Consider the following 19,050-nt stretch of genomic DNA (forward strand, 5'->3'; position numbering starts at 1 on the left):
CGCAGAGCCAGATCGAGGAACTCATGCCCTGGCGATTCCGAAAAGCGTCAAGCCCAAATCCGTAGGGGATCAGCGACGCGCTTACAACCATTCTCGCGTTACTGTGTTTGTAGGGATGCCGCGCTATTTCTTCGACTTCACCGACACTGGCAAAGTCTTCCTTGACTTGTGGGTACCGATCTCCCGGACCTCGAAGCTGCAAAGCAAGAGGCGGTGAAAGCCTTGGTCGAGATTACCAAGGATAAGCTGCCGGATGGTCCCTATAGAGAATTTGTGATGACCGTTCGCGACGAGTCCAACGAGACGTTCTTAGAGGCTATGATCAAGTTTGAGATGCGGGCGCGCTAGCTCTGCAAAGATGGTTTCCGATTGGTATCACTTAATAGACAGCTCTCGCTTACAAATGGACAGTTCTCGGTTGAATGAGCGTCGCGCGCGCGCAGACATCGATGACCTTCGGCTCTCCCTTGATGAAACCCGCCGCGTAATTGCGGCATCCCGTAAGCTGCTGGACCGGATGGCGAACCGGTTCGATGAACACGAGTGGAAGGGGAACTTAGAGCGGAACGAGCCTGCCGACCAACCCAGGTCGTAGGGAACAACGCAGGCCCTCCCGGGTTTAGAACTCGCAGCGGCGTGTGTTCTCCGTGGATGTGCAGCCGCTGTAGGTGGTCCGTCGCCGTTCTCACGGCGGCGGCCACCTGTTTATGCCTTGGGGGAGTAACGTCCCTCCTCTTTTGCAGCAGCCAGGAATGCTTTCCTCGGTTTGACGCTCAGCCAGCCGCTAGGCACCTTCTTCGGTCTTCCCCTGTTTGGCCAGATCAATGGCCGCAAGTAATGACGCTAAGGTCGGCGGCAGTGCTGGTTCGACTGCTAGCCTTAACAGCTTGTGCATGTGACGACGATTGTCTTCGGAGTGGATCAGTTTCCGAAATGCTTTGGAGACAGACGGATGGCCTGCTTTGTTCTTCTTGATCATGTGTGTAGGGCGTCCCTTCCCCGTCAGCCGCAACTCGCCCGAACGGAAATGGTTCCAACCACGAGGCCGGGAATGTTTGGTAGAAATTTCTGCCCCCGTGCCCTCTCGGTCCTATAGGGGGTAGAACCAATGGTTTCCATGCGGACTATTCGTGGAGGTCGAAAGCGACTGCCATTCCAAAGGCCGGGGCCGCACTGACTATAAGGTAGACCAGCTCATCGTCAGTAACCAGCAGATGCGGAGCGTCTCGGCGTATCTCTGCGATGGTCTCCTTTACGGATAAGATTTCACCGCGAGAGGCTTGCAGGATCACTTTCTGAACAAGGTCCTTCGTGGCAGCTGCGGCGGGTGGAGAGTTCGGTTGATCGCCCATCCTGGGAGCCCCCTCAAGCTAAACCCAAGCGATCATTGATGATCCACAGTGGTAAAAAATCAACATACGATTTCGTGTGAAGGGGGCGGAATGTTTGGTAGAAATTTCTGAGCGGGGGATCGGATAACTGGCTCGCGCGAGACTCCCCCATGCGCCCTCCGCTTTCCGCCAGCGAGGCCGTAACATGTTGTGTCGGAGAGTTGAACCCCAACATGGTGAGTCTGAGCCAGAAGTTACGGAGCAAGCAGCCGTTCTGCATCTATTGTGCCGGATCGGCTCGCGGCGTCGACATCGACCACGTACCGCCAAGCTGTTCGATGGAAAGTGGCGACCGACGGGCGGGGAAGTGACTACCTGCAAGCAATGTCACTGAAGGCACACGCGAGATGGACGATGTCGCGGCGTTCGCAAGCCGCTTCCTGCCCAACCCGACGACGGCTGAACAGCATGACGACGTCAAGCGGTCGATCAAATCTGTGTACCGAAACTATCCCAGCCTAATCGCCGAACTGGGCAGACCGAAGGAGGACGGCCGCTACGTTGAAGGGCGGAGGAGTGCTGGCGGCGAACGGGCCGATCATGTCCTCCGTAATGACTACCTTCGCCGCTCGCATGGGTTTGCCCTTCACCACTGGGTTACTGGGGAGATTGTCGGCCCGGCTGGTGGCGTGTTTGCGCGATGGCATTCAAACTATGAACGATTTCAAGGCCGGCTGCCCCAAGCATTTCTGGACATCCTCGGGGCGGATTACACCATGTCGCAGGGCCGGAAGAATGTGGGAGATCAGTTCAGCTTCAGGTTTGTCAAAGGCATGGAGCTTGGGGTGACCGGGTATTGGGCAACGTTTCGGCAATCGTTCGCGGTCATGGCGTTCGTCTCCCAAAACATGGCTGAACTTCGAGACGCGCCCCATTACCTTGTGCGGCGACCGGGGTTCCTCAAAGGCTATTCCGTCAAGTTCTTGGGGTCTTGGCCCGGTCAGTACGGTCAGCCGTTCCTGACGCCCTATTCCTTCACCAAGTGACCCACCGAGGCGCCCGGTCTCGTATGGTATGCTCCAGCGGTACCAGCCAAACCGGAAACCATCTTAACTGAACTGAAGAGGGTTTCCGAACATGTCTTTCATCAGGGCCTATCTCCGCGCATCAACCAAGGAATAAGACGCAGGACGGGCAAGGGAAGACCTTGAACGATTCGCAAAAGAGTGCGGTCTGGCGGTGGCCGCCTGGTATGAAGAGAACGAGAGTGGGGCAACCTTGAAGCGTCCTGAGCTGGATCGGCTCATGCGCGATTGTCATCCCCAAGACGTGCTCTTGGTGGAGCAAGTTGATCGTCTTTCCCAGTTGAACGAGGCCGATTGGGAGAAGCTGAGAGCCGACCTGAAGGCGAAGCAGGTGCGCGTCGTGGCGCTGGACCTGCCGACATCCTGGCAGGCTGTCAGTGATGGAGGCGACGAGTTCTCCCGGCGCATGGCCGAGGCGATCAATAGTATGATGCTGGACATGCTCGCAGCCATTGCCCACAAGGACTACACCGACCGAAGAAGGAGGCAGGTCCAAGGGATCGAGAAGGCCAAGGCCGACGGGCGTATGCGGGGCCGGCAGGAGGACGCGAAGCGGAACGCCGCTATCTCGGCGATGCTGAAGACGGGCGCAAGCTGGAATCAGATTGGCGACGTAATGGGCTGCTCTCGGGCGACCGTGGCGAAGCTGGCAAAGCGGGACAGGGCAGCGTAGCGAGGAGCGCTCCCGCGACACCTTGCCTGCTTATCGCCGTACATGCGACCGCGTATGCGGGGTGGCTATTTTGAAGACCAGAAATTTTGCAGATGGATCAGACTACCCCTATCGTGACCGAACTCGATGACGGAGAGGAAGAGCGCGACAGTCCCTTCAATGCCTATCGGTTCGCCGCATCGGAGAACACCAAGACTATCGTCCAGGAAGCGATATTTCGGGCTCAGGACGAACAAGCGCCGGAACCGGGATCAGGAAACATTCGACCTGACCGTTGACGCCGTTCTGTCGGACCTCATGCACCATCACGTCGCCGAGGATCCAGGCGAAATCTATGTAAGGCGCTCCAACCGCGTTCTCGGCACAAAGAGCCGCTATCGACCACGCGTGTACAGCAAGATGTTCCCACACATTCTCGACCTCATGGCGAAGCCAGAGATGGATTATATCGAACAGCAGATCGCTGCGCCGGTGGAAGGCGCTGCGACGGTCATCCGGTCCGGTCTCCGGCTTCTTGACCGGATCGCTGAGCATGGGGTCGGAATCGATGACCTCGACGAACATCCGCACGGCGAGACCATTGTTCTGAAGCGCGTCAAGCTGGTGTCTACAAGATACTCAGCCAGAACAGGGCTGGCACCCTCGATCTGCCGCCTTTTCTCGTTGCGGAAACGTGTATGCTGCAGCTTAGCGCGCTGTTTCCGCCCGGGTGGAGCTAGGCTGTCAGTTTAGTGAAGTCGTGGCGCCGCGCGCGAACATGTGCCAGCAAATTCGTTTCGTTTACGACCCCTGATTGAAAGAGATTCAGCGTGGTCGAGACCAGAATCTGACCGTCTATCGAAGTGCTGTACCATTTAGCGTCGGCGGTTATCTGGTCGACAACCCGCTGGCAAATCGCCCGATCTTTAGGTCTAGGGAACTGACTTTTCAGTGCTCGGAGCATCTCGATGCCTTTAAAGGGGAGTCACTTGTCTCCCACGCGACCACGCGTGGGTCTCCCGAGAATGGATACTAAACGCATCTAGACAGAAAATTGCCATTCGTTTGAGCGGTACCGATGCGGGGCGTTGGGTCGATGACGTGGTTGCGATCCCGGCCGCGGTACGGAGGCGGGTCACGACGACGGCATCAGGGATACACGCACTTCCTTAGGGGGCGGCCCAGCAGCTTGGGTTAGGGGCCGCTTGGCCTGACCAGCGAGCGTTCGGGAATGCTCGACTGGCTTGTTAGCAGATTAGACAAGTCTAATGTAATGCGAACGAAGTACGCGGCGGTAAGAAAGTGGCTGGCACGATTCACTTACCGCGCGCTAGTTGTGGTCGGCCAGCTCATCGGGATAGTCGGGGCTGATGGGCGCGCAAAGACCATCAGGCGAGCCCTCCACGCAGTAGCGCACATCTTGACCGATACAAACGACGACCATGTCGCGCGCGTGCAGAGCTCATCATTTGCACACTCTCATCTCGACCGCTACGTTTCTCCACCTAGCCCATTTCCAGCCCGCGGTCATATTCTGAAGGACCTCATGACATCCGATAACAAAGCGCGTGAACATTTCGCCATCGATCTCGCGCAGCGCGCCGGCGAGCTCGGCCTGAAGTATTTTCGCGACCTCGACAGCCTCGCCATCCAGAGCAAAGGTCATCAGGACATGGTTTCGCAGGCCGACCGCGAGGTCGAGCTATTCATCCGCGCGGCAATGAAAGCCGCCTACCCGACCGATGGAATCGTCGGCGAGGAGCATGCCTCGGTCGCCGGATCGACCGGGCATGTCTGGGTCATCGACCCGATCGACGGCACTGCGAATTTCGTGCGCGGCATTCCGGCTTGGTGCGTGGTCATTGCCTGCGCCAAGGACGGCGACACTGTCGTGGGTGTCATCCACGAGCCCTCTACGGGCGAAACGTTCCATTGCCGAAAGGGCGGCGGCGCCTTTCTCAACGGCAAGCCGATCAGGGCAAGCGCGGCCACCAGCCTGACCGACGGCTCGTTGGGCACCGGCTTTTCCAACCGCGCCGAAATGCAGAACGTCGCAACGCTCATCGGATTGCTGTTTTCAAAGGGCGGCGTGTTTTTTCGTAACGCATCCGGCGCGTTGATGCTCGCCTATGCGGCCGCCGGAAGGCTGCTCGGCTATGTCGAAGAGCATATGAACGCCTGGGACTGCCTGGCAGGCATGCTGCTGATGGAAGAAGCCGGCGGCACGATAGTCAAGCCCGACCCAAAGACGGTGCTGGAAAACGGCGCGCTGGTGATTTGCGCCGGCAGCGGCGTGTTCGCCCAGATCCGCCAACTCTGCATGCAATCCTTCAAGCTTTGATCAGAACCGGTCCGCGCCCTGGAAAGCCGATGCCGATGCTGTCGCCTGCCTGAAACGGCGCATCGATATCGTGCGATATTGCAAACACTTGGCCGTGCGGTGTGCCGATGATCAGTTCGAGATGGCTACCGACATAAGTGACCTTTTCGAGCCTGCCGGCGATCGTCTGCGGCGTGCCGGCAGGCCCGATCTCGATGCGGCTCGGACGGACCGCCAGCTTCGCCGGGCCGGCCAGCTGGCGTCGCGCCGGCAGTTTCAAGGCAAGCGAACCCAGCCGGACGGTGGCTTCATTGCCTTCTACTGAAACCACCTCGCAATCCAGGATGTTGGCTTCCCCGATAAAGTCGGCAACGAACGCATTGGCCGGCGCGTCGTAGAGTTCGCGTGGCGTGCCGTCCTGTGCGACCACTGCCTTGTTCATGACTATGATGCGGTCCGAAACCGCCAGCGCCTCTTCCTGGTCGTGCGTGACATAGACCACGGTCAGCCCGAGCTTTATCTGGATCTCCCTGATTTCCTCGCGCACGTGCCGGCGCAGTTTGGCGTCGAGGTTGGAGAGGGGCTCGTCGAACAGCAGCACTTGCGGTTCGAGCACCAGCGCGCGCGCAACCGCCACGCGCTGCTGCTGGCCGCCTGACAGTTCGCTGGGCAGGCGCGCCTCGAAACCGGTCAGGCCGACCAGTGCCAATCCAGCGCGGGCGCGGGACGCGGCCTCCTTCTTGTCATGGCCGGAGAAGCGCAAACCATAGGAGACGTTTTCAATCACCGTCATATGCGGGAACAGTGCATAGGACTGAAAAACCATAGACACGTCGCGGTCGGTGGCCGGCAAACGCGTCACGTCGGCGCCGCCGATCAGGATACGGCCGCTGGACGGCATTTCCAGGCCGGCGATCATGCGCAGAGTCGTCGTCTTGCCGCACCCGGAAGGTCCGAGAAGCGTCACCAGCTTTCCGGCTTCTATCGCAAGCGAGATGTCGTTCACCGCTGGCGTGCTCGCGCCCGGATAGGTCTTGCTGACATGCTCGAAAGTGACAGAGGCGGCATTGCCGCGAATTTCAGCCATCACCCGGCTCCTGCTATTGTCGTCTAGCCGCCTGGCGTTGCGGGCAGGCTGACATTGGTGCGCATGCTCCAGCCGTCGTCGCCCTTCTGGATGCCGCGCCGACCGATGTTGCGGCTGCCGACGACCAGCTGCATCAGCCCGATGACCACCAACATGACGACGATCAGCACCGTCGAATAGGCGATGGCGATGCCGTACTCATTGTTCTCGACACGTCCGACGATGTAGCTGGTCGACAGATCGTAGCGCGCACTGACCAGGAAGATGACGGCGCTGATCGCGGTCATGGCGCGCACGAAGGAATAGACAAGCGCCGCCAGCATCGCCGATCTCAGCAATGGCAGGATGACGCGTCTGAAGGTCTGCCAGGAGTTGGCGCCAAGTGTGAGCGAGGATTCATCCAGGCTGCGGTCGATCTGCGACATCGAGGCGACGCCGGCGCGCACGCCGACTGGCATGTTGCGGAAGATGAACGACAGCACGAGGATAATGCCAGTTCCGGTCAGTTCGATCGGCGGCACGTTGAAGGCTATGATGTAGCTGACGCCGATCACAGTTCCCGGGATCGCGAAAGACAGCATGGTCGCGAATTCGAAGGCGTTCTTGCCACGGAAATTCTGGCGGACGAGAAGGTAGGCGGTCAGAAGTCCTATCCCTGCGGTCAGCGGCGCCGATATCAGTGCTATTTCCATCGTCGTCCAGAACGAACTCCAGGCCGAGCCCGACCAATGGATGCCGAATTCATTCCAGCCGACGGAGAATGCCTTCTTGTAGTGCTGCAATGTAAGGCTCTGATCGACGCCCCATAGCTTGACGAAGCTGCCATAGAAGATCACCGCGTAGACCAATACGGTGAATGCCGTCCACAGTCCGGCGATCACATAGAGCGCGTATGTCAGCCCGGTAGGCAAGCGCGGATGGACGCCGGCGTCGCCCTTGCCGGTGACAGTAGTATAAGAGCGCCTGCCGATCCAGAAGCGCTGCGCATAAAAGGCGACAAGCGTGAAGCCTAGCAGCACCAGTGCCAGGATCGCAGCAAGTGCCGCATCGTTCTGCGCGCCGACGATGGCGAAGAAGATTTCCGTCGACAGGACATCGTAATTGCCGCTCAGCACCAGCGGATTGCCGAAGTCGGCCATGCTTTCGATGAAGCCGAGCAGAAAGGCGTTTGCGAGGCCTGGCCTCATCAGCGGCAAGGATACGGTCCAAAAGGTCTGCCAGCGGCTGGCGCGGAGCGTCTGCGAGGCTTCTTCCATGGACGGGCTGACGCCTTCGACAACGCCGATCAGAACCAGGAAGGCGATCGGGGTGAAGGCGAGAACCTGGGCGATGAGCAGGCCGGGAAGTCCGTATACCCAGCGTGTGGGTTGGATGCCGAAGACGCCGGCGACGCTCTGCGTCACTGCGCCCGACAGTCCGAACAACAGGATGATGGCTAGCCCGATGACAAAGGCCGGCGTGATGATCGGCAACACGGTCAGCGCCCGCAGCAGCTTGCCGTAGCGGAAACCCGTGCGTGTCACGACAAGCGCGAACACCAGCCCCATAAACATGGTCAGCAGACCGACGAGTAGAGCGAGCAGCAGCGAGTTCCAGGCAACGCCGCAGCGGCTGCCGCCGGCGAGACAAGCTAGGCTCCAGAGGCGCGAACTGAACAGTTTGGCCAGGAACGCGACAAGGGAATAACCCCCGTCGTCGGTCTGCATGGCGTTGGCCAGCATCATCAGGATTGGCATGAAGATGAAGATGGAAACCACCGCGACGACAAAGCCAATTGAGCTGACGACGAATACGTCGCCGCCGACAGCACCGCGTGCGCCAATACCCTGGGTGAACAGGAACAGAAAGGCGCCGCTGACCAGCAGGGCGCCGTAACCCATGCCGAACTGGCGGTCGTCTAGATCGCCGAACAGGCTCGTCAGCCAGCTGACCTGCCAGCCGTGCAACCCGATGGCGAAGCCGTGGAACAGAAGCCAGCCAAATCCCGCAGCGCCGACAGTGACGAGTAGCCGGCCGAAAAAGGGATCGGATTTGTTGCGACCCCACAGAAGCAGCGGCGCCGCCAGCAGGAAGCCGAGCGGCGCCAACCACAGTTTCTCGCCCTTGAGGGCCAGAACCAGCGCCGGTGCGAATTTGCTGTCGAACGGGTAGCCGTCGAGCAGCCAGGAAAGGCCGAAGAACCCGTCCTCAATGCCGTACCAGGGCAGCAAGGCAAACCCCATCCAACCGACCGCCATCCAAAGGACGGCGGTCGGTTCAAGGGGCCAGCGGGTTTGGCGAAAGCGCATCGGCTATTGAGGCAGGGACGCGACCTCCTCGTCCCACTTTTTCAGCAGGCGCTTGCGCTCTTCACTCGATCCATATTTCTTGAAGTCGTAGTCGATCAGCTTGATGGCCGAGAGGTCCGGCGCCTTGTCGGAGGTTTTTGCCGCCTTGTTCGACGGAACCTGGAACGACCCCGCATCCTGCGCCTTAGACTGGACATCGGCCTCGAGCGCCCAGTCGTAGAATTTTTTCGCGGCTTCCATGTTGCGGGCGCCCTTGATGATCGATTCCGAGCCGATCTCGTAGCCGGTTCCCTCGCAAGGGGTGACGGGAACGATTGGGAAGCCGGCAATGACCTGCGACACAGCGTCGTGGATGAAGACGATGCCGATCGTGGTCTCGCCAAGCCCGGCTGCCTTGATCGGCGCCGAACCCGACTTGGTGTATTGGTTGACGTTCTTGTGCAGGGCTTTCAAGTACTCGAAACCCTTCTCCTCGCCGAACAGCTGGACAATGGTCGCCAGCATGTTGTAGGCGGTACCTGAGGAATTCGGGTTGGCGACCTGAACCTGTCCCTTGTACTCCGGCTTGATCAGATCGGCCCAGCATTTCGGCTCGGGCAGATTGTTCTTGACGAGCAGATCCTTGTTATACCCGAAGCCCAGTGCGCCGGAGTAGATGCCGACCGTGCGGTGGCCGGATGTTTCCGCTTGCTTGATCGCCCAAGGCTGCAACTGGTCGATCAGGGGTGATTTGTACTCCTCGGTCAGACCCTCCTCGGCCGCCTGTAGGTGCGGGTCACCGGTGCCGCCCCACCAGATGTCACCCTTGGGATTGGCCGCCTCGGCGCGCAGCTGCGCGTAGATTTCGCCGGCGCTCTTGCGGGTCATGTCGACCGTGATGCCGGTCTTTTCCTCGAACGCCCGCGCCGTTTGCTGGCACCAGACCTCGTCGACGCCGCAATACATGGTCAGGCTTTCGGCGGACGCCGATGACGACGCGCTCCACATACCGGCGGCAAGGATACCGGCGCCGAGAATTGCCCTTTTTATCATGTTGAATTCCTCCCTAAGTAATTTGCCGACTTATGAAACCCAGTTAGGCGGAAAATACAAGTTGGAAGCTAGCATCTGCCTGACCGAGTTGCAGCGCTTTCCATAGATGGCGCTGCGCATAACTTGCAGTTTCCATCTTACCGACGCCGCCTGCTCACTGGCGGCTGTGCTGAGAGCTCTTGGGGCGGGAAGCGGACCGGCAGTTTCTGGCGTCTTTCGCGCCGGGCGTTCGCACCCGAGAACACTCTCGTCCTGGCCTAGCTGTGAGCCGATTGTTCAACGCTAAGTCCTGGAATTAACTCCAAAGCTTAGAGGGGCACGACACTGTCGGCACCAGCTGGACCCGGATATCGAGGCGCCGCAAGCTGCGATCTGTGGGAACCGTTTCCCCTTTTCCACCTGCTCGCCGCCATGGCCAAGATCGGCCAAGCCGACTTTGTCGAAGTGGCGTCCCCGTTCTCCGGCCAATCTGTCTTATTCGGCTGCTTCCAACGGGCCACCGACGACATGGCTTCGCCAACCGAGGCGGGAGGCTCGCCGATATGCAAGCCAGCCAATAAATTGTTTTTGCAACCAGAATACTGCCAAGCCTGATGCGAGACCAATCGAAATGGCCGCTGCCGGCCCGGAAGGCTGCTGCGTGCCCAGGTCGAGTTGCGGAAGCAGCCAGTCGGGGATTACGCGGTGAAAAAGATAGATGTGATAGCTGGCGGCAGAGACCGGCAGGATGAGCGGCGCCGCCCAAGTGGGCAATGTAATGCGCGGAATGAAAAGCAGGACGAAGACCGCGCCGAGCACCAGCATGAACTTGACCCAGGAGCCTGTCCAATTGCCGCCCCACCAGGCCAGCACCAGACAAAGAACAGTGGCGACGGCAAAGAACGCCTTCCGTTTCGGCGGTGTGTCGAGGAAGTACAGGCACCAGCCTAGGATGGCCAAATAAAGGATGTCAGGCAGTGTGAATATTTGCGGCCCGCCGATGTACCAGACGAGTGGCGTGAGGAACTTGGCTGCGACAGCAATTGCCAGCACGAAAATGCCAGAAGCAAGCGGCATTGCATCTGCGATGCGCCGCGCCTGCGGAATGGAAAACAGGATCACCCATAGAAGAATGGTCTGCGCATACGCCTCAACGAACCAGTATAGATACGGCACCATGTGCGGCGGTGTGGCAAAGCCGAGATTGCCACTCAGGAAGACCGATGGCCATAGCACCTCGCGACGCGCCAGGGAGAAACCCGCGACGATGGGCGCATAAAGTGCAAGGTTGGCTGCCAGCGGCCGCAACACCGTCAGACCATCGCCGGCGAACAGCCGATGGCGCTGAAAGCGAGCTAGGCTGAACCCGACCAGCATCACGAGTGTGGCGGCTCCGCCCGGAATGGGCCAGAGCGTTGCGTGATGGATAACAACTAGCAGGATTGCGGCAGCACGCAGGACCAGTTGACTATCGATGGACCGATTATGGTTCCTGGGTTCGGCGGTTTGGGCAAGGTCGCCAACGGGCACGGTTTCCCAACCCTGCGGCAGGCTCCCGAGTTTACGTTCCAAGGTCAGCGAGAGCTGCACATAGAGCAGCGAGTCGCCGCCGAGCTTTTCGAAAGTGTCGCTGGGACCAACTTGACGCGGATAGAAAGCATTCCTGAAGGCGTCCAGGACATTCATGGCCATCTGCTGACGCGGGGCTCGCAGGCGAGCGTGGAGTGAAGCATAGTCGACCTTCCCCGAGGCGAGTTTCCGCAACGATGTCGCCCTGGCGACTTCGAGGTGCGGCCTTGGCAGTCCGCTTGCAGCCATCATGACCTGAAGCACCTCGTTGTCGTCGACGTTGGGTGTCGTCACCATCGCCAGAATGCGCTCATCGTCTCCGACGACTGCTGCGGCGATCCCAGCTTTCTCAAGCGCCGTTTCGATTGCGTCGTGGCTCAGGCGTAGGCCCGCGATCTTCGACATCCGCTTGCGGCGACCGACTATCGAATAGAACCCGCGATCATCACGCTTTGCGATGTCGCCTGTACGCAAATCCGCGACTTCGTGCGCCGTTGCCAGATCCGCCCGTCGATGGGCATACCCCATCATCACATTGGGACCGCTGTAGATGAGTTCGCCCGGCTCGCCATTTTGTTCGATTGGCCGGCCGTCTTCATCAGCCAACCGGAGTTTGCCGCCCGGGATGGCAATGCCGATGCTGCCCAGATTGCCCTCGAGCTCGCCGGGGGGAACATAGGCGATGCGAGCGGTTGCCTCGGTCTGCCCATACATCATGAAGAAGCAGCCAGAGTTGTCCGCCAGATGACGCCGAAAGGTCTCGGCCAGAGCTTGTTGCATGCGTCCGCCGGCTACCGTCATGAAACGCAACTCAGGCAAGTCGTGCCTCCGGAAGCCGGCGTGGTCCATCATTTCGAAGGAGTAGGGAACGCCACTGATATTGGTGCAGCTCGCTTCGCGCATCTCTTGAGCAAAGGCGGAGTGGGAGGCACCGTGTTTCGGGAAATAAATGCTGGCCATACCGGCTCTTGCCGGTGCCATCGGGACCGGGCGGCGCTTATCCTGCCATTCCACTATTCTTACGGCCTGCTGCCGGAGGTACCGAGCAGCACCGCGAGATCGGGATGCAGTGCGCCATTGGACTCCCCAGCTCCCGTGCGGCAGCGCCAGCGGGCGTCTACTCGTCTGCAGATGATTTCAGGCGAATAGTCGGCGACAAAGTCGTCCAGAGCCGACGCGTCGCAGGGCGGGATCAATGCGACGGCGTGCCTGCCGTGCATTGCCGCCAAATAAGAGATGACCGCGTGTTCCGTCGGCTCGGCTGCTACCGCGACCAACTTTTTCTCGGGTCCGAACTCGGCTGCCACCGCTGCGACACGCAGCGCAAGATCGCGGTATGGGATCGGGGTGCGGCCGGGAAAGATCAGCGCCGGACGATCGCCGTGTTCTTCCAAGCGCCGGGTTAACCCCATTCCCCTGATCTCCGTCAATTTGAAGAGCGGCTTGTTGCAGCCATCAGTGCAGTCGGGGACGGCGGCTATCACGTTTGTTGAGAGATTGCATCAACTTTTAGAGGATGTGTTCGCGCGCGAGCGGAGAGCCAAACTACGATGCCCAGCGTCGTCGCCGGCAACGTCCGATATCGGCAACAGCAAAGATCACCTCAATGACCGACTTGCGGGCGCATTGCAGGCTGGTGGCTCTGGGGCCCAAGCGGTAGGTGCGCTCGTAGTGCAGGCAAGAACGATAGCGGACGTAAAGCCCCCTGGGTCTGTTGCCGTGACTTCACCCCACGCGGTCACTCCGGATTGAACCGAGAGGATGGTCATCTGTGCGTCAACAGCGGCTATGCCTGCCGTTGTTTCTTCTTGCGCCAAGGAGCGTTGGCTTCCCAGTCACCAGCGATAATACAACCGAACGGCAGCACCGCGTCGACGATTTCGGCGAGGCCGTATCGCTCTATCTGGCGACGTACCGCCGACGCGCTCTTGTAGGCGCTTGGCAGTTCCGAATTATCCGTCACGCCGGAGAAAAAGCGGGCTCGATCCCCTTTGTCTCCTCCGCAAAGATATCAGCTGCGTCCGGCCTGCATGCGGCGGCGCTGAGTGCGCGAGAAGTTTCGCCCCGCGCCATGCGGCGGAAAGCCGAGGCCGTTGGGCGCACCCTTGCCGCGCACGATCACCTTCCGGTACAAGAACTATCGTCGCGAAGGCGCCGACCGGCAGCAGCTCATGACGCTCGCGACCGACGAGTTTATCCGCCGCTTCCTGCTCCATGTCATGCCAAAGGGTTTCCACCGCATCCGGCATTGCGGCCTGCTTGCCGGCTCTGCTCGCAAGGCGAGCCTCGCGCTTGCTCGTGAACTCCTGAACGTCGCTGCACCGTCCGACGATGACACCATGGACGACCCGGACAACTTCCGCCCGCCATGCCCCTGCTGTGGCGGCCGCATGATCGTGATCGAGGTGTTCGAACGACGGAGGCAGCCGCGCGGACCGCCACACAGTTCCCCGTCGACCGGGAGCAGTACGCCATGACCCGGCATGGAATGGTTCAGCCTTCAGCTGCAGGCACTCAGCCTCCGGCAACGGATCGACGCACGTCTATGGTGATTATCGACGCCGACAGAGCCGCGCCCAGCCGCCCACCGTCCCGACAAGACCGCGCGGAGGCGCAACGAAGCGGTCTGTCCGCATTCACCCCTGAGCTTCCCGACGGCGGTCACGCCATCGCCGACATCCGCCGAAATCCGAAATCCCCATAGCCATCGTCTGTGGCCCACGGTTCCTTCCTCGCGGACTTTCGTACGCCTGCCGGCGCCCGAAACTCATCACGATAGCGGAATGGCGGCTTTAACGTTTGAAGAAGGATTGCGGACGTCCAGCCCGACGGGACCAAGGTCTGCTCCCAGGTCTAACCGCCCCGTCTCAATGGCATCCCGGATCGCCCGGTGGATCTGCGTCGCCAGTCGCGGGTGGCGGGGCAGTCACAGGGTGGACATTTCAGCCCACATGGAAAATGATCATCTTGCCATGCACAACACTGCAGTGCTCTGATTTCGACGAGTAGCCTGAACGTAGAAGCGGATCAACCGGCCTCCGGGTCCAGCGAGCGGGGACGCAAATGGACACCCTAGAGAATGGACAATTGCATCGCGACGCGGGCGGGCGAGCCCGTCGATCGGCCGACTGGCTTGCCCGCGCCGCCGTATCGGCGACATTCCTGCTCGGCATGGCTTTCAGCACTGCGTTTGCGCAGGACCAGCAGCTACCCGTGGTGACGGCGGCCAAGCCAGTGGTCCGTGAAATCGTCGAAGACGACGAGTTCGTCGGGCGCTTCGAAGCCGTCGACCAGGTCGCCATCCGTTCGCGCGTCAGCGGCTATCTGGACAAGGTCAGCTTCCAGGACGGCGCACTGGTCAACAAGGGAGACCTGCTCTTCACCATCGACCAGCGTCCGTACCAGGCGGCTTATGATGCCGCCAAGTCGCAAGTGGACGTCGCCAAGAGTCTGCTCGAATTCTCCAAGATGCAGCTGGATCGCGCCGACGAACTCGCCAAGACCGGCAATATCTCAACCGCGACGCTCGACGACCGCCGGCGGGAATACCTTTCGGCGCAGGCGCAGATGCAGGGCGCGACAGCTGCGCTGACGACGGCTAGCCTGAACATGGAATTCACCGAGATAAAGGCGCCCTTGTCCGGCCGCATCGACCGCCGGCTGGTGTCGGTCGGCAACCTCGTGCAGCCGGATTCCACCTTGCTGACGACCATCGTTACGCGCGATCCGATTGACTTCTATTTCGACGTCGATGAGCGCCTGTATTTCAGCTACGCCCGCGACGCGAAGGAGCGCGGCGGCAGCATGCAGGAAGGCGCCGGCGGGCTCGAGGTGGTGGTTCGCGTCGCCGACCGCGCGGAGCGGGTATTCAAAGGCAAGCTCGATTTTGCCGAGAACCGGATCGACAACGCGACCGGCACCATGCGGGTGCGTGCAAGGTTTCCAAACACCGACGGCATTCTCCAGCCAGGCATGTTCGGGCGCATCAACGTGCCGGGGTCGCTGCCGCATAGCGGCGTGCTGGTGCCCGACGAGGCGATCGGCGCCGATCAGGATCGCCGCATCGTGTTCCTGGTGGATGAGGCCGGGATGGTGTCGGCGAAGCCCGTGCGCACCGGCCCGCTTCTCGACGGCTACCGGGTGATCCGCGGGGGCCTGACCGGCAACGAGACGATCATCGTCAACGGGCTGATGCACGCCAGGCCCGGCACCAAGGTGAAGGTCGAGATGGTGACGTTGCCGCCCAAGGCCGAGATCGCCGAGTTGCAGCAATGAGGTTCGCACATTTCTTCGTCGACCGTCCGATCTTCGCATCGGTCGTTTCGGTCGTCCTGCTGATCCTCGGCGGGATTGCTTATACCCAGCTGCCGGTCGCGCAATATCCCGAGATCGCGCCGCCGACCATCGTCGTTCGCGCGCAGTATCCGGGCGCCGACGCCGAGACGGTCGCAGCGACGGTGGCAACGCCGATCGAGCAGGAGATCAACGGCGTCGAGGGCATGCTCTACATGTCGTCCTATTCGTCGGGCGACGGGGCGATGGCGCTGACCATCACATTCAAGCTGGGCACCGATCTCGACCAGGCGCAGGTGCTGGTGCAGAACCGCGTGTCGGTCGCCGAGCCGCGCCTGCCCGAAGAAGTCCGCCGCCTCGGCATCACCACCACCAAGAGCTCGCCCGACCTGATGATGGTCGTGCACATGCTGTCGCCCGACAATACCTACGACCAGCTCTACGTCTCGAACTACGCCCGCTCGCGGGTGCGCGACATACTGCTCAGACTCGACGGCGTCGGCGACCTCATCATCTTCGGCGAACGCGAATATTCGCTGCGCATTTGGCTCGATCCGGAAAAACTGTCCGCCCTGGGGATGACCTCGGGCGATGTGGTGCAGGCGCTGCGCGACCAGAACGTCCAGGTGTCGGGTGGCGCGATCGGCGCGCCCCCGACCAGCACCGGCACGGCGTTCCAATACACGGTCACCACGCAAGGCCGCTTCAACGACGCACGCGACTTCCGATACGTGATCGTCAAATCGACTGACGACGGCCGCCTGATCTCGCTGCAGGACGTGGCGCGCATCGAGCTCGGCGCCAAGGATTACGTCACCAACTCCTATCTCAACGGCAAACCGGCGGTGGCGCTCGCCATCTTCCAGCGGCCGGGCACCAACGCGCTTGCCGCAGCCGCGGAAATCCAGGACAAGATGAAGGAGCTTTCCCGCGACTTCCCGAAGGGGTTGAGCTACGACATCGTCTACAATCCGACCGAGTTCGTCGCCGAGTCGATCCGGGAGGTCTACAAGACAATCCTGGAGGCGATGCTGCTGGTCATCATCGTCATCATCGTCTTCCTGCAATCGTGGCGCATGGCGATCGTGCCGATCGTGGCGATCCCCGTGTCGCTGATCGGCACGCTGGCGGTGCTTTACGCCGCCGGCTTCTCGCTCAACATGCTGACGCTGTTCGGCCTCGTTCTGGCGATCGGCATCGTCGTCGACGATGCGATCGTCGTGGTCGAGAACGTCGAGCGCAATATCGCCAGAGGGCTGGCGCCCAATCCGGCGTCGCACCTGACCATGGACGAAGTCGGAACCGCGGTCATCGCGATCTCGCTGGTGCTGATAGCCGTGTTCGTACCGACAGCCTTCATCCCCGGCATTTCTGGGCAGTTTTACCTGCAGTTTGCGATCACCATCGCGGTGTCGACGGCGATCTCGGCATTCAATTCGCTGACGCTTTCGCCGGCGCTGGCCGCACTGCTGTTCAAGCCGCACCACGCCGCGGCGGCGCCGCCGCGCTTTTTCCTGGCGCGGTTCGGACGGGCGCTCGCCGACGGCTTCAATCGCGGCTTCGACAGGGTCGCCCACTGGTATTCGAGCATCATCCGCGTGCTGATCGGCTCGTGGATAACGATCGCCGCCATGCTGGCCGTTTTCGCGGGCCTCATCTACGCCACGGTCTACCTGGTGCAGGCGGTGCCGCGCGGTTTCATTCCGTCGCTTGACCAGGGCTATGCGATCGTCGTCGTCCAGTTGCCGGACGGCGCTTCGTTGTCGAGGACCGATGCGGTCATCCAGCAGGCGTCGCAGATCATCCAGAAAACGCCCGGCGTCGACTACGCAGTCGCCTTCGCCGGCTTCTCCGGCGCGACCTTCACCAACGCCAGCAATGCGGGCGTGATCTTCGCCAGGTTCAAGCCTTTTGACGAGCGACTGAAAGCCAACCAGTCGGCGACCCAGGTCATCGGCAATCTGTTCGGCAGCCTGCAAAGCATCAAGGAAGCCTTCATTATCGCACTGCCGCCGCCGCCGATCCGCGGTGTCGGAAATGCCGGCGGCTTCAAGCTGCAGATCCAGGAGCGCAACAGCGCCGATATGCGGCAGATCCTGGCGCTTGCCTACGAAATCGCCGGCAAGGCCAACAAGACGCCGGGGCTGACGGGCGTGTTCACCACCTTCTCCGTGTCGAGCCCGCAATTCTTCCTGGCGATCGATCGCGACAAGGCGCGCATCCTGAACGTGCCGATCCCCAACATCTTCGAGACGCTGTCGATCAATTTGGGCACCGCCTACGTCAACGACTTCAACGCTTTCGGGCGCGTCTACCAGGTGCGGGCGCAGGCCGACCAGGCGTTCCGCCTAGATCGCGCCGACATCTTGAAACTGAAGGTGCGCTCGGCGACCGGCGCGCTGGTTCCGCTCGGCACGCTGGTCGAGATCCGCGACGCCACCGGCCCGGCGCTGGTCCAGCGCTACAACATGTACGTCTCGGTGCCGCTGCAGGGCAATGCAGCGCCCGGCGTTTCCACAGGCGACGCGCTGGCATTGATGGAAGGGATCACGGCAAAGACGCTGCCGGCCGGTACCTCCTATGAATGGACCGAGCTCGCCTATCAGGAGCGCAACACAGGCAATGCCGCTCTCTATATCTTCGGACTTTCGGTGCTGTTCGTGTTCCTGGCGCTGGCGGCGCAATATGAAAGCTTGGTGCTGCCGTTCGCCATTGTGCTGGTGGTGCCGCTCGGCGTGCTCGCCGCGTTGCTCGGCGTGTCGTTCCGAGGGCTGGACAACAACATCCTCGTGCAGATCGGCCTCATCGTGCTAATCGGGCTTGCCGCCAAGAACGCGATCCTGATCGTCGAATTTGCGCGGCAGGCGCAGGAACGCGGGCTGTCGGCCGCCGAGGCTGCCGTCGAAGCCTGCCGGCTCAGGCTGCGGCCGATCCTGATGACCGCCTTCTCGTTCATCCTCGGCGTCGTGCCGCTGATGATCGCAACGGGCCCGGGCGCAGAAATGCGCCAGTCGCTCGGCACCGCGGTGTTCTCCGGCATGCTCGGCGTCACCTTCGTCGGCCTGTTCCTGACGCCGGTGTTCTACGTCACGCTCAGGTCGCTGTTTTCACGGCGCAAGCCCCGTGCCGAGGCCGAGCCTTCGCGGCCGGCAGGGGCGCCAGCGGAGACGGCCGCCGAGTAGGGTTACGAATTCGCCGCGTCGGGCGCGGCTTACCACTCCAGAAAATCGGCGCGGCGCGGCAACGGCCACGATCTGCGCGACCTCGGCGTCGAGGTACAGCGGAGACCCTGCTCGGTCTGAGCCAGCAATCCAGCCCAACAGCCGCATCTAGAGTCTTTCACGTTTTGACGGAAGCGTAGCCGGCGTTTGCGAAGTAGTTGTTGCATTCGGTTGCCTCGATCGTTTCAACGAG

The 19,050-nt window shown here is 61.1% G+C and carries 13 protein-coding genes and 2 pseudogenes; 8 read left to right on the plus strand and 7 right to left on the minus strand.

Annotated features, from left to right (window positions below; genetic code table 11):
• Positions 1–217 (plus strand): hypothetical protein (locus NKJ72_RS29955; protein WP_352480647.1); only part of this gene is annotated, 217 nt, incomplete at its 5' end.
• Positions 214–348: a hypothetical protein gene (locus tag NKJ72_RS31090; RefSeq protein WP_502901924.1), complete on the plus strand. Its 135-nt coding sequence runs from the start codon at positions 214–216 to the stop codon at positions 346–348. The genes NKJ72_RS29955 and NKJ72_RS31090, both read left to right, overlap by 4 nt.
• A 436-nt stretch (positions 349–784) precedes the next feature.
• Here NKJ72_RS31090 and NKJ72_RS29960 read toward each other — a convergent pair whose 3' ends face one another.
• Entirely contained in the window at positions 785–979 is a 195-nt protein-coding gene (locus NKJ72_RS29960) for a hypothetical protein (protein WP_352480649.1), read from the minus strand.
• Positions 980–1,738: 759 nt separating this feature from the next.
• Between NKJ72_RS29960 and NKJ72_RS29965 the strand changes: the two genes are divergently transcribed.
• Positions 1,739–2,377 carry a hypothetical protein gene (locus tag NKJ72_RS29965; protein ID WP_352480651.1) on the plus strand — a complete coding sequence of 213 codons (639 nt, stop codon included), beginning with the start codon at positions 1,739–1,741 and terminating at the stop codon, positions 2,375–2,377.
• Positions 2,378–2,534: 157 nt separating this feature from the next.
• Positions 2,535–3,089, plus strand: a pseudogene (locus tag NKJ72_RS29970) (recombinase family protein); the annotation flags it as partial.
• Between the two features lie 195 nt (positions 3,090–3,284).
• On the opposite strand, the gene NKJ72_RS29975 reads toward NKJ72_RS29970, so the two are convergent.
• Positions 3,285–3,659 carry a hypothetical protein gene (locus NKJ72_RS29975; RefSeq protein ID WP_352480652.1) on the minus strand — a complete coding sequence of 125 codons (375 nt, stop codon included), beginning with the start codon at positions 3,657–3,659 and terminating at the stop codon, positions 3,285–3,287.
• A 955-nt stretch (positions 3,660–4,614) separates the two neighbouring features.
• On the opposite strand from NKJ72_RS29975, the gene NKJ72_RS29980 reads away from it, so the two are divergent.
• Positions 4,615–5,409 carry an inositol monophosphatase family protein gene (locus NKJ72_RS29980; RefSeq protein WP_254820674.1) on the plus strand — a complete coding sequence of 265 codons (795 nt, stop codon included), beginning with the start codon at positions 4,615–4,617 and terminating at the stop codon, positions 5,407–5,409.
• On the opposite strand, the gene NKJ72_RS29985 is transcribed toward NKJ72_RS29980, so the two are convergent.
• The 5 genes from NKJ72_RS29985 to NKJ72_RS30005 all read right to left on the minus strand — a co-directional run bounded on the left by NKJ72_RS29985 (position 5,399) and on the right by NKJ72_RS30005 (position 12,755).
• Positions 5,399–6,475, minus strand: a complete 1,077-nt coding sequence (locus NKJ72_RS29985; protein ID WP_352480654.1) for an ABC transporter ATP-binding protein — start codon at positions 6,473–6,475, stop codon at positions 5,399–5,401. The genes NKJ72_RS29980 and NKJ72_RS29985 overlap by 11 nt on opposite strands.
• Positions 6,476–6,498: 23 nt before the next feature.
• A complete protein-coding gene (locus NKJ72_RS29990; protein ID WP_352480656.1) occupies positions 6,499–8,697 on the minus strand; it encodes an ABC transporter permease in 2,199 nt (732 codons plus the stop codon).
• 69 nt (positions 8,698–8,766) lie between these two features.
• A complete protein-coding gene (locus NKJ72_RS29995) occupies positions 8,767–9,795 on the minus strand; it encodes an ABC transporter substrate-binding protein (protein ID WP_352480658.1) in 1,029 nt (342 codons plus the stop codon).
• Between the two features lie 474 nt (positions 9,796–10,269).
• Entirely contained in the window at positions 10,270–12,324 is a 2,055-nt protein-coding gene (locus NKJ72_RS30000) for an AMP-binding protein (protein WP_352480664.1), read from the minus strand.
• Between the two features lie 38 nt (positions 12,325–12,362).
• Positions 12,363–12,755 carry an acyl-CoA synthetase family protein gene (locus NKJ72_RS30005; RefSeq protein ID WP_352480660.1) on the minus strand — a complete coding sequence of 131 codons (393 nt, stop codon included), beginning with the start codon at positions 12,753–12,755 and terminating at the stop codon, positions 12,363–12,365.
• Positions 12,756–13,460: 705 nt separating this feature from the next.
• On the opposite strand from NKJ72_RS30005, the pseudogene NKJ72_RS30015 reads away from it, so the two are divergent.
• The 3 genes and pseudogenes from NKJ72_RS30015 to NKJ72_RS30025 all read left to right on the plus strand — a co-directional run.
• Positions 13,461–13,820 (plus strand): annotated as a pseudogene (locus tag NKJ72_RS30015) (transposase); the annotation flags it as partial.
• A 694-nt stretch (positions 13,821–14,514) separates the two neighbouring features.
• Positions 14,515–15,618, plus strand: coding sequence for an efflux RND transporter periplasmic adaptor subunit (locus tag NKJ72_RS30020; RefSeq protein ID WP_352480668.1), 1,104 nt, complete (start codon positions 14,515–14,517; stop codon positions 15,616–15,618).
• Positions 15,615–18,818: an efflux RND transporter permease subunit gene (locus NKJ72_RS30025; protein ID WP_352480662.1), complete on the plus strand. Its 3,204-nt coding sequence runs from the start codon at positions 15,615–15,617 to the stop codon at positions 18,816–18,818. Before NKJ72_RS30020 ends, NKJ72_RS30025 begins: the two co-directional genes overlap by 4 nt.
• The last annotated feature ends 232 nt before the right edge of the window (positions 18,819–19,050 follow it).

The organism is Mesorhizobium sp. M0045 (assembly GCF_040323385.1).
In the GTDB taxonomy this organism is placed as follows: Bacteria; Pseudomonadota; Alphaproteobacteria; order Rhizobiales; family Rhizobiaceae; genus Mesorhizobium.